14 protein-coding genes are annotated in these 13,345 nt (G+C 61.5%); 7 read left to right on the top strand and 7 right to left on the bottom strand.

Translation table 11 applies throughout. The features are described 5' to 3' along the window. Nucleotides 1–19 precede the first annotated feature (19 nt). The 4 genes from LD110_RS09710 to LD110_RS09695 form a co-directional block, all read right to left on the bottom strand. A complete protein-coding gene (locus LD110_RS09710; protein ID WP_225498592.1) occupies nucleotides 20–850 on the bottom strand; it encodes an alpha/beta fold hydrolase in 831 nt (276 codons plus the stop codon). Between the two features lie 148 nt (nucleotides 851–998). After that, the gene (locus LD110_RS09705; protein ID WP_225498591.1) at nucleotides 999–1,235 is read right to left on the bottom strand and encodes a hypothetical protein; all 237 of its coding nucleotides are present in this window, start codon (nucleotides 1,233–1,235) and stop codon (nucleotides 999–1,001) included. 384 nt (nucleotides 1,236–1,619) lie between these two features. Next, nucleotides 1,620–1,982: a hypothetical protein gene (locus LD110_RS09700; RefSeq protein ID WP_225498590.1), complete on the bottom strand. Its 363-nt coding sequence runs from the start codon at nucleotides 1,980–1,982 to the stop codon at nucleotides 1,620–1,622. Nucleotides 1,983–2,049: 67 nt separating this feature from the next. Further along, nucleotides 2,050–3,357 (bottom strand): amidase domain-containing protein, encoded by a 1,308-nt coding sequence (locus LD110_RS09695; RefSeq protein ID WP_225498589.1) that lies wholly within the window; start codon nucleotides 3,355–3,357, stop codon nucleotides 2,050–2,052. Between the two features lie 210 nt (nucleotides 3,358–3,567). Between LD110_RS09695 and paaA the strand changes: the two genes are divergently transcribed. From paaA to LD110_RS09660, 7 genes are all read left to right on the top strand, one after another. Further along, nucleotides 3,568–4,563: a 1,2-phenylacetyl-CoA epoxidase subunit PaaA gene (gene paaA, locus LD110_RS09690; protein WP_225498588.1), complete on the top strand. Its 996-nt coding sequence runs from the start codon at nucleotides 3,568–3,570 to the stop codon at nucleotides 4,561–4,563. A 110-nt stretch (nucleotides 4,564–4,673) separates the two neighbouring features. After that, entirely contained in the window at nucleotides 4,674–5,147 is a 474-nt protein-coding gene (gene paaB, locus LD110_RS24060; protein WP_374200324.1) for a 1,2-phenylacetyl-CoA epoxidase subunit PaaB, read from the top strand. Nucleotides 5,148–5,176: 29 nt separating this feature from the next. After that, nucleotides 5,177–6,127, top strand: coding sequence for a 1,2-phenylacetyl-CoA epoxidase subunit PaaC (gene paaC, locus LD110_RS09680; protein WP_225498676.1), 951 nt, complete (start codon nucleotides 5,177–5,179; stop codon nucleotides 6,125–6,127). Nucleotides 6,128–6,363: 236 nt separating this feature from the next. Then, the gene (gene paaD / locus LD110_RS09675) at nucleotides 6,364–6,831 is read left to right on the top strand and encodes a 1,2-phenylacetyl-CoA epoxidase subunit PaaD (RefSeq protein ID WP_225498675.1); all 468 of its coding nucleotides are present in this window, start codon (nucleotides 6,364–6,366) and stop codon (nucleotides 6,829–6,831) included. A gap of 9 nt (nucleotides 6,832–6,840) precedes the next feature. Continuing rightward, entirely contained in the window at nucleotides 6,841–8,046 is a 1,206-nt protein-coding gene (gene paaE / locus LD110_RS09670; RefSeq protein ID WP_225498586.1) for a 1,2-phenylacetyl-CoA epoxidase subunit PaaE, read from the top strand. Between the two features lie 9 nt (nucleotides 8,047–8,055). Beyond that, a complete protein-coding gene (locus LD110_RS09665; protein ID WP_225498585.1) occupies nucleotides 8,056–8,835 on the top strand; it encodes an enoyl-CoA hydratase/isomerase family protein in 780 nt (259 codons plus the stop codon). A gap of 308 nt (nucleotides 8,836–9,143) precedes the next feature. Beyond that, the gene (locus LD110_RS09660; RefSeq protein WP_225498584.1) at nucleotides 9,144–9,953 is read left to right on the top strand and encodes an alpha/beta fold hydrolase; all 810 of its coding nucleotides are present in this window, start codon (nucleotides 9,144–9,146) and stop codon (nucleotides 9,951–9,953) included. Between the two features lie 15 nt (nucleotides 9,954–9,968). On the opposite strand, the gene LD110_RS09655 is transcribed toward LD110_RS09660, so the two are convergent. The 3 genes from LD110_RS09655 to LD110_RS09645 all read right to left on the bottom strand — a co-directional run bounded on the left by LD110_RS09655 (nucleotide 9,969) and on the right by LD110_RS09645 (nucleotide 13,259). After that, entirely contained in the window at nucleotides 9,969–10,406 is a 438-nt protein-coding gene (locus tag LD110_RS09655) for a VanZ family protein (RefSeq protein ID WP_225498583.1), read from the bottom strand. A 306-nt stretch (nucleotides 10,407–10,712) separates the two neighbouring features. Further along, complete coding sequence (locus LD110_RS09650; protein ID WP_225498582.1) at nucleotides 10,713–11,330, bottom strand: LPXTG cell wall anchor domain-containing protein; 618 nt, start codon at nucleotides 11,328–11,330, stop codon at nucleotides 10,713–10,715. Nucleotides 11,331–11,492: 162 nt separating this feature from the next. Next, the gene (locus LD110_RS09645) at nucleotides 11,493–13,259 is read right to left on the bottom strand and encodes a DUF4012 domain-containing protein (protein ID WP_374200322.1); all 1,767 of its coding nucleotides are present in this window, start codon (nucleotides 13,257–13,259) and stop codon (nucleotides 11,493–11,495) included. Nucleotides 13,260–13,345: the final 86 nt, after the last annotated feature.

The raw sequence follows: 13,345 nt of genomic DNA, 5'->3' as shown, positions 1-13,345 counted from the left end.
CAGGCCCCCGGCTAACCGGTCAATTGACTCCGGTGGCGGACTCGATGGAGTGCCGGCCCAGGAATGGGGCAACCCCTTCTGCCACCGCTGCAGGGTCGTTCACCTGGAGGAGATGAGAGGGCACTTCAACCTCTAGCGATTCGGCGCCCGCTGCAACGAGCCCCTGGTGGACTTCCTGGAAGCCTGACCAGCCCTCCTGCGGATGGACCACGGAGAGAATCGGTACTGAGATTTGGCTTATGTCATCGGGGCTGAACTGCCAGGTCTGCAGCGCACGTCCTTCGACGGCCATAGCCGTAGGCGCGTCTTTGACCACTTGGGCAGTAGCTCCGGGCAATCTCTGGTCCAGGGGCTCTTGCCAACCCGGTCCGAAGGCGCCATCCAGCCAGGTGGTGGACGCCGCCTCGAAGTCGCCGGCCGCAAACTGCTGCATTGCCTCGCCGATCGCCGACATGAGCACGCCCGTGGCCTGCTCCGACATGAAGAACCCCAAGGGCGGTTCGAGCAGTGCGAGCGAGGCGAAGCGTCCGGGCGCTAATCGGCAGGCTTCCAGCGCTACGTTGGCGCCGAAGGAATGTCCCACCGCGTGCGCCTTCCCGATGCCGAGTTGATCCATGAGCCCGAGGAGTTCGAGAGCGAGATCGCGCATTCCGACGGGGGCAGTCCGCGGCTCCGAGGCGCCGTAGCCCGAGCGATGCGGAGCGATCAGCCGGAAACCGGCAAACTCCGGCCGTTCCAGGAGCGGCAGCATGCCGTCGGCCACAAATCCGGGATGCAAGAGCACGACTGGTTCCCCAGCACCGGTGTCGTGGAACGCGATTCTCCGGCCGTCGACGGTCGCCTCGTTCATTGCAGTCCTCTCCCCGAATCGTTGGCTCGCGCACAATATATGCCCTGGGACGAACGTCCGGTACCCCCGTGCTGACTCATTAATTTGCCGTTGGACTGGCCGTCCAAAGTCAGCTATTCAGGGCGCAGACCTGGTTCGATGTTGGCCGTCAGCCCCGTAGAGGTGGCTCCCGATATGCGTGGGCTAGTGAATCCTCGTGATCGAGTTCTCTGGCGCGTTCAAGCGTGACCTTTTCCCTCCGATCCAGAACCGATTCATTGATGCCATAGGGAATCAGAGCCACCAAGGGCAGAAGGATTCGAACCCTAAGGTCCCAGACGCCCGTAAGCAGCGGTACCAGGGACGCCGCAAAAACCAACTGGTGTACCCAGCGGTACCACTTCATGTTTTCCTCTCAGAGTCCGCAAACTCGTCAGTCATGCTGAGTTAGTTTGAGTGGAAAGTCGCCAGCACTCACTTGAACCGACACTGTCCGCCTTCGAACACTCAATTCCTGTAACAGAGACCACTCAAATTCACGCGAAGGGCCACTTAGAGGTCCGTCGCAGGGCTTAGCGTTCGATGTGGGGGAGGATCCCCCGCATGGCGCGCCCGAAAGTCGACCCCCTGAAATCGGGCGCGGACCCGCTTTGAAGACCAATCGGGTCCGTGGCCGGCCGGGCCTAGAAACGGCCGGCCACACCACCCCACAGCGGATAAGCCCGCCACGGATTCCACATGAAGAGGCGAACCGCATCGGCGCTCACCCTCCCGTAGCCGTGATTCGTACCTACTTCGGGTCAATGACTTTTGGTGTTCCGGTCCCCGGCGTGCCCGGTTCTGCGCCGTCGCTGGGGCGATTTTTTGATGTTCCCAGAATCAATCCCCAACGGTCGCCGCTCCAGGAGATCTCGTATCGAATTGGACCGGTTTGGCCTTGTTGGGTCACCGTGACGAAGACATACTCCGGCACGTCCTGCCGAAGCCCAACCTTCCAAGACGCTGGGTCCCATCCTCGGGCCGCGTCGACTAACTTCTGGGCTCCCGGACGGACACCGATGCGGTCCTGCGGTACCAGCCTCTCAACCTGATCCACTGAGCCGGAGGACGCCGCGTTCATCACTCGATTTGCAAACTCGTCTCTGGTGGACATGTCCGGTGCCCGCATTTCTGTGCCACAGGAAGCGAGAGTAAGCACGGCCAGCACAAGTGCTGCGATCCTAGGTGCGAAGCGCATACCAGATCCCTCCCGGGTTATTGACATACAGACTCCAGATAGACATATCGCGAGTGTCATTGGTGTGATACGTCACTCGGATATCGTTGTAACCTGCCCACCCGCCGCCAGCGGCCCACGAAGTCACCATCATGGCGTGGTCTTTCGTGCCGTTGCCATCCCAATCAGCGATTTCAACGTCAGCCGGACCCATGCTGTTGAGATAGGCGAGTTCGTATGTGCGTCCGCTGCCGTAGATTGCAAAGGTGAAGAAGTCCGCGACAGAGGTCCATGACCTGGTGGCCACCCAAGGGTAGTAATACCAATTGTTGTTGTCGGTGTACCAAGTAGCGTTGTCAACCATGCCCCATCCGCCTGCTCTGAGTGCCTGTGAAACAAAGTTCGTGCAGTCAGATGGGTATGCGTTATAGCTCGGGTTGTAGTAGTACCAGTACTGGTACGTGTAGTTGACCATGGCGGTGTAGTTGTACCCGGTGGAGGCAAGGGCGGCTGTGTAGTTGCCGTCGCCGTTGGTTGTGCGCGCAGCAGCAATTCGCAGGTTGCTCGTTGAATTCTCACTCGACCTGGCAACCGCTGCGTGGGCGGCAGCACTGGCCGTTCCAGGCTTTGGTTTTGTGTTCCCTGGAGTGCCGGGGATGGCTCCTATTTGGCCAGGGTTTGCCTGCTGCTGCGGCTTCTTTACCTCTGGACTCAAGTTCGTCGCGGATGCGCTGTGGTCCACAATCGCTGAGGGGAGGCCTTGTGGGTTATCGGGAGACCAATCGTCGAGGGTCCAGCCCGCCCCTGTGTTGATGAACCTGGCCGTTTGTCTGACACGCGTCTGTTCTGGTGTGGGGCTTGGCCCTGACGCATATGAGGCCAGATACATCTTTGATAATTCGTCGAACTTCACAGTTGCTTCAATGGCAGTCCCGGAAATGTCCACGACGTTGACCGTCGTAGAAGCTGAACTGTAGTAGAAGCCGAAACCCTTCAGTCTCTCTTTGCGGGCCGCAACTATGGGTTTCTCGATTTCCCGTTTTGCATTGAATTTCTTGCTCGATCGTGCTGGTACCAAAGTTGGCCGGTTTGGTGATGTCGTTACGAGAACATCTGCGACACGCTGCCGGGCCAGTGTTTCGAGCATGGTCTGAGCTTCAGAGGATGTGAGTGTGTGACCGCTGGCCAGAACAAACGGCGTGGCCTCCAGTTTCGGAGTCGCCGCGGCGTTCGCTGGCACGCCCGAGGACCCTGCACCGATCAACCCGGCAATCACGATGGACGCGGAGACGCGCAAAGTATTCAATTTCAAGTGGTGCCCCTAATACTCATCCCCCTGAGTGACGCCGAGCGTATGGCCCTTCTACCCGCCTGTCAATGGAATTCACCCCGCCCGCGCTCCCAAAGCCACTCAGTCAACCACCCGCCATGACCCGCTCCAACGCTTGACGGCGCTCCCACCGTCCGCATATTCTGAACGAACGGTCGGTAAATATTTATCGGTGAATGCATAGGAGCAACCATGGCAACGCAGAACCTTCAGTCTGTGCCCGCGGAGCTGTCCCCGGAAGAACTGGAAGCAGAACGAGCGGGACAAAAGTACTTTGACCGCATCATCGCGGAGGACTCCCGCATCGAGCCCCGCGACTGGATGCCGGCCGCTTACCGCAAGACTTTGCTCCGCCAGATCTCGCAGCACGCACACTCGGAGATCATCGGCATGCAGCCGGAAGCCAACTGGATCACGCGGGCACCCAGCCTGAAGCGCAAGGCGATCCTCATGGCGAAGGTCCAGGACGAGGCAGGCCACGGGCTGTACCTCTACTCGGCGGCTGAGACCCTGGGCCAGCACCGCGACCAGATGACGGAAGACCTCATCGCAGGCAAGGCCCGCTACTCGTCCATCTTCAACTACCCCGCCGTGACCTGGGCAGATATGGGTGCCATCGGCTGGTTGGTGGATGGTGCCGCGATCTGCAACCAGGTGCCGCTGTGCCGGGCGTCGTACGGACCCTACGGACGCGCAATGGTGCGCATCTGCAAGGAAGAGTCCTTCCACCAGCGCCAAGGCTTCGAAATCCTGCTTGAGCTGTCCCACGGCACCCCGGCACAGAAGCAGATGGCCCAGGACGCCGTGAACCGCTGGTACGCCCCGGCGCTGATGATGTTTGGCCCGCCGGATGAGGATTCTCCCAACTCCAAGCAATCCATGGCGTGGAACATCAAGCGCTTCAGCAACGACGAGCTCCGCAGCCGTTTCGTCGGAATGATGGTGGAGCAGGTCAAGGTCCTGGGCCTCACGCTCCCGGACCCGGACGTCCGCTTCAACGAAGAGACCAAAAAGTGGGAGCACGGCCCGCTGGACTGGGAAGAGTTCAAGGCCGTCCTTGCCGGGCACGGTCCCTGCAACGCGCAGCGGCTTGAGCGCCGCCGCCAGGCGCACGACGACGGAGCCTGGGTCCGCGAGGCGGCAGCCGAATACGCGCGCAAGCAAGCAGAAAAGGAATACGCAGCATGATCCTCCCCACCGACACCCCAACCTCGCAAGTCCCCAGCCGCTCCCTAGCTTCGCAAGCTCAGCCAGGGAACCCTGCGGCTGGGGGCCCCCGGCCGGGGACCCCTGTCGTCGTGGCCCCACACGGTAACCCGGAATTCCCCGGACAGGACGCGGACCCGGCCAGCTGGACCACCACGCCAACGAGCAGCGGGCAGCCCACCCCTGGCGGGCAACCCGCTCCCGGTGAGCACCCCACCCCCAGTCAGCCACCGGCATCCAGCGCGCAACTCCCCGACGGCACGCCAGCCCCGGACCCCCGCCATCCGCACGCGTGGCCGCTCTGGGAAGTGTTCGTGCGCTCGAGCCGCGGCCTGTCCCACGTGCACGCAGGCTCGTTGCATGCCCCGGACGCAGCCATGGCCCTCCGCAACGCCCGTGACCTCTACACCCGCCGCAATGAAGGCGTGTCCATCTGGGTGGTCCCCGCCGACGCCATCTCCGCCAGCGATCCCGACGCGAAGGGCTCGTTCTTCGAGTCCCCGCAGGGCAAGGACTACCGCCATGCCACGTACTACACCAAGAGCGAAGGCGTGAAGCACCTGTGACCGCCCCAAACACGAACACGAACACGAACCTGAACACAAACGCGAACACGGCAAACACCACAGACTTCGCCATCGAAGGCCACGGCGACATCTCAGTCGGCGTGACCGGTGCCGGCGCTTCCGGGGACGGCTCCGCCTCCGCCACCCGCATCACCCCCGGCAACGCCCTCCGTCCCGAGGACATTGCCCTGGAGGTCCGCCGCGGCACGGCCAAGCCGGCCAAAGACGTCGCCGAATACGCACTGCGCCTGGGCGACGATGCCCTGATCCTCGCGCAGCGCCTTGGCCACTGGATCTCCCGTGCGCCCGAGCTGGAAGAGGACATCGCCCTGGGCAACATCGCCCTGGACCAACTTGGCCACGCCCGCTCCTTCCTCACTTACGCCGGTGCCGGCCTCGCCGAAGAGGGCCAGCCCGCCAAGACCGAGGACGACTTGGCCTACTTCCGCCGCGAGCACGAATTCCGCTCCGCGCACCTGTTCGAGCAGCCCAATGGCGACTTTGCCGCCACCATCGCCCGGCAGTTCATCGTGAGCAACTACCAGCACCTGCTCTATTCCCGACTCACGCAATCCGCTGACGACACCCTCGCCGCGATCGCCGCCAAGGCCGTCAAGGAAGTGGATTACCACCTGGACCACAGCGCCCAGTGGGTGCTGCGCCTGGCCGGCGGTACGGAAGAGTCCCGACGTCGCATGATCCACGGGCTCACGTTGATGTGGCCATACGTGAATGAACTGTTCGACGACGACAGCCTCACCACCCGCTTGGCGGACGCCGGCGTCGCCGTTTTGCCGTCAAGCTTGAAGGAAGACTTCGACCGCCTCCTCGGCGAGGTCCTCACCGAAGCCGGCCTCGAAACACCCAACGTGCCGCAATCGCTCGGCGGCGGCCGCGACGGCCGGCACTCGGAACACCTGGGCTACGTCCTTGCCGAGATGCAGGTCCTGGCCCGCGAACACCCCGGAGCAAGCTGGTGATCACCATGGAAACTGCCACCCGCACCGCGACCAACCGCAGCCACGAAGAGTACGACGGCGGCAGCACCGCCGTCGGGCACGTCACCCGAGCGCGCGGTGCCGCTGAGAAGTACGACGGCGGCAGCACCGCCGTCGGGCACGTCACCCGAGCGCGCAGTGCCGCTGAGAAGTACGACGGCGGCAGCACCGCCGTCGGGCGCGGTAGTGACGCGGAAGCGCAGCAAACCGCATGGGCCATCGCAGCCACGGTGGTGGATCCCGAGATTCCGGTCCTCACGATTGAGGACCTGGGCATCCTCCGGGCCGTCCAAGAAAACGAAGACGGCACGGTGGAAGTGACCATCACGCCCACGTACTCGGGCTGCCCGGCGATGGATGCCATCGGAGACGACCTCCGTGCGGCGTTCGCCAAGCAAGGTTACAAAGACACCCGAATCAACCTGGTCCTGTCGCCGGCGTGGACCACGGACTGGATGACCCAGGAAGGCAAGGCCAAGCTGCAAGAGTACGGCATCGCCCCGCCCAGCGGACGTGCGGCGGCGGGCGGTCACTCGGGCCCCATCCGCCTCAAGCTGGCTGTGAAGTGCCCTCAGTGCTCGTCGCTGAACACCAAGGAACTCACCCGCTTCGGTTCCACGTCCTGCAAGGCGCTGTATGTGTGCCAGGACTGCAAGGAACCGTTCGATTACTTCAAAGTCCTCTAAGGAAGCAAGATGACCACCGAAATCCAGACGGCCAGCCGCCGTCGTGCGTCCTTCCACAGCCTCACCGTGTCCGAGGTGCGCCGACTGACTGAGGACGCAATCGAGGTCACCTTCGCTGTGCCGGCCGAGCTGTCGGGACAGTACGACTACCTCCCCGGCCAGTACGTCGCGCTCCGCACCAAACTGCCGGACGACGGCGGTGAATTGCACGAGGTCCGCCGCAGCTATTCAATCTGCGCCGAACCCCGCACGTTCGCAGACGGTTCCAGCGAGATCCGCGTCGCCATCAAGAAGGACCTGGGCGGCATCTTCTCCACGTGGGCCAACGCCGAGCTCAAGGCCGGGGACACGCTGGACGTCATGAGCCCGCAGGGCGCATTCATCTCCCGCCACGGCCGCGACGGCAACCCTACCCAGTACAACGTCATGAATTCCATGAACAACCCGATGCAGCTGGCCGGGCAGGCGGGCAACTTCGTGGCAATCGCTGCCGGCTCGGGCATTACTCCGGTGATCGCCATCGCCAGGACGCTGCTGGCCGCCCACCCGGATACGCGGTTTGACCTCATCTACGCCAACAAGGCCGCCATGGACGTGATGTTCCTGGAGGAGCTGGCTGACCTGAAAGACAAGTACCCGTCGCGGCTGGCCCTGCATCACGTGCTGTCCCGGGAGCAGCGGATTGCGCCGCTTATGACTGGCCGCATCGACTCCGAGAAGCTGCAGACCCTCCTGACGTCCGCCCTGCACGCCGAGGACGTGGACGAGTGGTTCCTGTGCGGGCCGTTCGAACTAGTACAGCTATGTCGCGACACCCTGGCCGCCAGGGGCGTGGACCCGGAACACATCCGCTTCGAACTGTTCACCACCGGCCGCCCGGACCGCCCAGAGGGCAACGCCGGCCGTCCCGTGGTGGAGGACGACTCCGGCGACATGTTCAAGATCAGCTTCAAGCTGGACGGCCTCACCGGCGACGTCTCCAGCCCAACGCACGCCCGCGAGTCCATCCTCAACGCCGCTCTCCGCGTCCGCCCCGATGTGCCGTTCGCGTGCGCCGGGGGAGTGTGCGGCACCTGCCGCGCCAAGCTCGTTTCGGGTACCGTCACCATGGACGAGAACTACGCGCTGGAGCAGGACGAGCTGGACAAAGGCTATGTGCTTACTTGCCAGTCGCACCCCACATCCGAGTCAGTCACCGTCGACTTTGACGTCTAAGGAGCCCGAATGATCTCCCTTTCCATCGCCGACGGCGTGGCCGAAGTTGTCCTCAACGCCCCGGAAAAGCTGAACTCGCTGAATGAGGCTGCGCTCGCCGAACTGGACAAAGCGTACGACGACGCCGCTGCCGCCGCCGATCGTGGTGAGGTGCGGGCGCTGCTCCTCCGCGGTGAGGGACGCGCCTTCTGCGCTGGCCGGGATATCTCCGCGGTCACCCCTGAGAGCGACGACGCCCAGGCGTATCTGGGCGGCCTTGTGGAGCCTTTGTTGAAGAAGATGGCACGATTCCCCGCACCCACCTTTGCGGCGGCTCAGGGGGCCTGCCTGGGGGTCGGGCTGGGCCTTCTTTTGGCTACCGACGTGGTGTATGTGGGGGAGAACGCCAAGTTCGGTTCCCCATTCGCCAAGTTGGGCGCGACGTTGGACTCGGGCGGGCACTGGCTGTTTGCCGAGCGCCTGGGTATGCATCGGACGCTGGATCTGATTTACACGGCCGAGCTGATGAGTGGTGCCGAGGCTGTGGCGCAGGGTTTGTTCAGCAGGGCGATGCCGGATGCTGAGCTTCTGGACGCGACGCGGGCGATCGTGGCGCGGGTGGCCACGGGAGCTACTGGCGCATTCAAGGCGAGCAAGGAACTGGTGGCGCACATTCGGGATCAGCGACTTGGTTTGTGGGATTCCATGGCTGAGGAGAACGCCGAGCAGGCCCGCCTCTGCAAGACCGAGGACTACGCCGAGGGCTTCCGCGCGTTCCAGGAGAAGCGGGCCCCGGTTTTCAAGGGGTAGGAGTCACGGGAGGGCTGTGGGCACGGGAAGGCTGTGGGCACGGGAAAGGCTCCGGACGATTCTTTGGGGGAAGAATTGCCCGGAGCCTAGTCTTTATGCCCGCAAATGGAGGTTTCGCAATGGACTCCGCCCCTGGGAGTTGGGGGTTCTCCAGGGACGAAGCCGTGCCCATCAATGTACTTGGCGGGAAGCGTCAGGTCCACGACCATTTACAAAACTTTTACGGCGTGTCTTGCTCAGTTCTCGAGGGGCGGACGAATAGCCGGCGGCGCGGTGACTTCGGTCATAATCGCGCGTACGGTGATGCTGTGGAGACCGAGGTCCGCAGGGTTCCTATCCGCACCGGCGTCACCCTGCCAACGTTGTTGACCGGACCGCACCGGGACGTGCCATTGTTGCTCCTGCATCCGTGGGGTGAGTCGAGAAGAACGTTTGATCGGCTGATTCCGCTGCTTCCAGGGTTCCAGATAATCGCCCCGGATCTGAGGGGCCAAGGCGAGGCCAGCAAACCGGACGACGGCTATTCGTTGCCCGAACAGGCTGAAGACGCGGCTGCACTACTGGAAGCACTGAAAGTCTCCAGAGTGTACGTTCTGGGCTCCTCCAGTGGGGGATATGTCGCCCAGCAATTGGCCCTCATGTATCCCGATCTTGTTGCTGCGCTCGTTTTGGTTGGTGCGCCTTTGAGCCTGCAAACACGCCCGTCCTTTGCTGACGAAGTCGACGCGTTGAAAGATCCCGTCGGTGAGCAATGGGTACGGGATTCGTTGCTGAGGTTCCCACTCCTGCACCGAGTTCCTACGTGGTTTGTCGAGGACAGGATCCGTGACGGTGTGCGCATGCCAGTCAGGGCCTGGAAAGGCATCCTGAACGGTCTAATCCAGGCTGACCCACCCAGCGAGTCCGGCACAATCCGCGGACCCACACTGATCCTTTGGGGCGCCCACGATGGTCTGCTACCGCGTCGCCACCAGGAAACCCTCGCGGATCGGATCGATGGAGCAAAGCTCGTCGTCTATCCAGGCGTGGGACACCTCGTACTGTGGGAGGTCCCGGAGCGTGTTGCGGAAGACACGACGGCGTTCCTCACCTCGGTGGGCAAGCCGCCTGCGAGCTGATGGGGCTCGCGTCTTTCAACTTGCTGCGATACCGCGACGCTGAACATAGACCAGGAAGATTCCCGCTATCGTGCCAGAGGTGTTCAGAATTAGGTCCTCGATGCTCGGGTAACGCTGTGGAAGAAAGAGCCATTGGCCAATCTCTATGCATGCTGACGCCATGAGCCCTAAAGCCGCGTTTTCCCACCAACTTCTGGAGCGGTAGGCGAGGGTCGCCAGGAATCCGACAGGTACGAAGAGCAGGACATTTCCGGTAGCTTCAGTAAAGCCGTAGTCCACCCAGTCGGGGATTCCGTGGCGATGCAAGAAGCTCAAGGTCCGCATGAGCATTCCCTGCGCCGGCTTATCCACCGGCGTCGGCCAAAAACCAATGATGCCTAGCACTGCGAAATAGCCGAAAAGGAGTCTGCGCCAGAAGGTCTCGGTAGGAATGGGAAATTCGAGACGACTCACATTGGCCTCATGAGTGCGAGAGCCGCCATCCCGACGGCAGCCACGGCCAGTAGACCGAGGCCGAGTAACTGCCACGTGTGTATTGATGGCATGGTCACGTTCAGCTCAAGCTGAAACCGCGGCCTGCGCCAATGCCTCCCCATAACTGGAAAGTATCGCAGGACGTGCACTCTGTAGGGAACCTGATGCGCGAAAACGCAAGTCAAATCAGCCATGGGCTCCGATTGTGAACTGAAATGCAAAAGGCGCGGTGCTCCAGATTTCTCTGGAGTACCGCGCCTTTGCCTTGGTGGAGCTTATTTAGCCTTACGCTGCGTCGGTGGCCTTCGCACGGCGGCGAACGGTGATGACGGAGGCTGCACCTGCGGCCAGCGCGCCGGCACCAACCAGCGACCACAGGATCAGGCTGGAGTCAGCACCAGTGTTGGCCAGTGCGGTTCCGGTGCCGGTGTTGGCCAGGCCAGTGCCAGTTCCGCCACCTGTGTTGGCGAGACCCGAGCCGGTAGCTGCAACAGTCACGCTAGCCGTGACGGTCTTGCCAGACGTTGCGCCGGTGGCGGCCAGTGCGTAGGTACCAGGCTGGCTGACGGATACCGGGAAGGAGAACGCTCCCGAGCTGTTGGCGGTGGTAGTGAAGGTCTGCGTTGCAGCAGGGATAGTGATCTTGGACGGTGCAGCCAGGCTGGCGCCGCCGGAGAAGCCGCCAATCGCCGTGGGTGCGCTGGTCAGTGTAACGGTAATGGTGATGGTTTCACCGGCAAGGAAACCGGTGCCGGAGAAGGTGAAAACTTCACCCGGTGCGACGGTTCCGTCAGAAACGGTACCCGGAGTTGTTGGAGCCGGATAAGTGGCCGCGATTGCCGGTGCAGAACCGGCAAATGTAACGGTGGCCGCAAGCGCGACGGCCGCGATAAGCTTTTTCAATTTTGTCCCCCCTGAGACCTTTGCATTACAAGATGATGCAGGCGTGGATCCCAATGCGATCCACTGATCAACCCCCATGAGTCGTGCCAACTCAGACGTTATCATCGCTTGACTATCCGGGCAAAGTAAATCCAGACCCGTTACAAAGGGTTAACCTGATGGCTACTGTCCCGAATTGCAGGTTTCCTGTTGTGTCGGAAGTGCTACGTTCTTGACTGATTCTGTTGTCGGTGTGACAACTAATTCAGGGTCAGTGTGTTGAACAATTTTTCCAAACGTGAACTCAATGGTGGTGCTTTGACCAGGTGCTAGCAGAGAAGTTACGGAGCCGACAGGCCGTTTGGCGTGGAAATTAGCCGCGAAAGGCACCTTCTTACCGTCTTGGACAGCTGATTCAATCTGCGATTGCGTAGGTCCGTAGGCCACGATGTTCGTCTGAACCTGCCCCGGTGGGACCCCGAAGGCGCCATTTCCCGTTACGTAAGCCGGCAACGACGTAGCAGCATCAGCCGGCGCCGTGTTAGTGCTCGTAATGCGGACTTTCACTTGGTTGTAACCGTCCACAGGGCAAACCTGTACCAACTGAACTGATCGCTTGACGTAGTAATCCATCTTTGCCCCGGTGCCATCATTGAAGTACACGCCAAATTGGGCAGGCGATACGCTGGGGCCGGATACGGAACCACTTACTGTGTGGTTTGCAATTTTGTCCTGTTCATCGCGGTGTGAAGACCAAATTGCGATGCGACGTTCCGCAGCACCCTTGCTGATGCCATCTATGAGCTTCTTTGGATCAGATTTTCCTGAGGCTAGGGCTCCGAATACTTCACCGGAAACTGTCGCGAAATACTGGTCCTGGGCTTTGGGGTCGGTGATGTTCGTGTAAACGTCCGACATGAGCGTCTTCACAACGTTGGCGCCAGTTAGCTGTTTCGGGAGACTGGTTCGCGCGCCGGGCACTTCATCTCCCGTAAGTTGAATTGGCCCAGTGGCGTCCAGGATATAGCCAAGCGCTACCGGGTCTATGGATATGACACCATCGACTGATTCGCCGGTCCCGCGCTCCCACATGGTTTTCGCAGTTGACGCTGATGTTGGAAAGTCCGGGGTCAAATTGACGTCCTGCATGTACTTACCCAGGCGAACGGAATAAGCATTCGTCTGCTCTTGGTCCACTTGGACTGGTGGTACGAAAGTTCCTAATGCTCCGGCGCTGCTCCGCGTGCCAAGAGTCAGTTTGCCTTTGTCAGCCGTCAGAACGGCGAGTGCTCCAGGAATCCCCCCAGATGCTCGAATTTCTGCGTTGTTTTGAATGAGCACCAGGTACTTACGGGGCGAATCGGACCCAAGCATTCCCGGTGCCAGGCGCGTAACGTCAGCGGCAACATCCAGCGCATCGCGCACAGAGTTGAGTTCTGTTCGGGCCTGAGTCAGGGGCCGCTCGATTTGAGGAATAAGAGAACCAGTATCGATGGCGTTAAGACGTTCGGTGGAGAGTCGGATGGCGTTCGCCGCTGAGGTGACAGTGGACGATGCACTTCGGATCGGTTCGAGGTTGGACTCCTTCGAGCCCGGAAGAAGCCGGTCCCAATCGAGAGTGTCATAGACGTTTACGATCGGCATCAGCCCTAGGTTCGCCACGTCGTCGGCAGAGCGGGCAAGCTCGGATGCTGCCGAAAAGTTCGGGCCCACCCACGGAATAGCCACAGCGATGTTCCACAACGGATCGTCTACCGCGGCCTTGGCGGATGCCGTGTGCGATCTTAATTCAGAGGCGGTCGCCAGAGCACCATCCTTCCGGTCAGCAAGGATATCTGCCTTTAACCGGGGAAGTAGTTCGGCTGCCGCTTCTAATTCTGCTCGGACAGTAGTGGCCTTCATCACGAGCCAACCGACAGCGGCAGCCGTTGCCAGAATGATGGTCAACACCCACCCCAGAACCAGCGCCTTCCTTCGCCTCTTGGCGGGTCGGCGTCGTAGTGGGTCTTGTACCTCGCTGGATGCTGAAACCCGCG

It is taken from the genome of Arthrobacter sp. M4 (genome assembly GCF_020251205.1).
Taxonomy (GTDB): domain Bacteria; phylum Actinomycetota; class Actinomycetes; order Actinomycetales; family Micrococcaceae; genus Arthrobacter.
The sequence above is the reverse complement of the archived record's forward strand: the minus strand, read 5'-3'. Positions and strand labels throughout refer to the sequence as shown.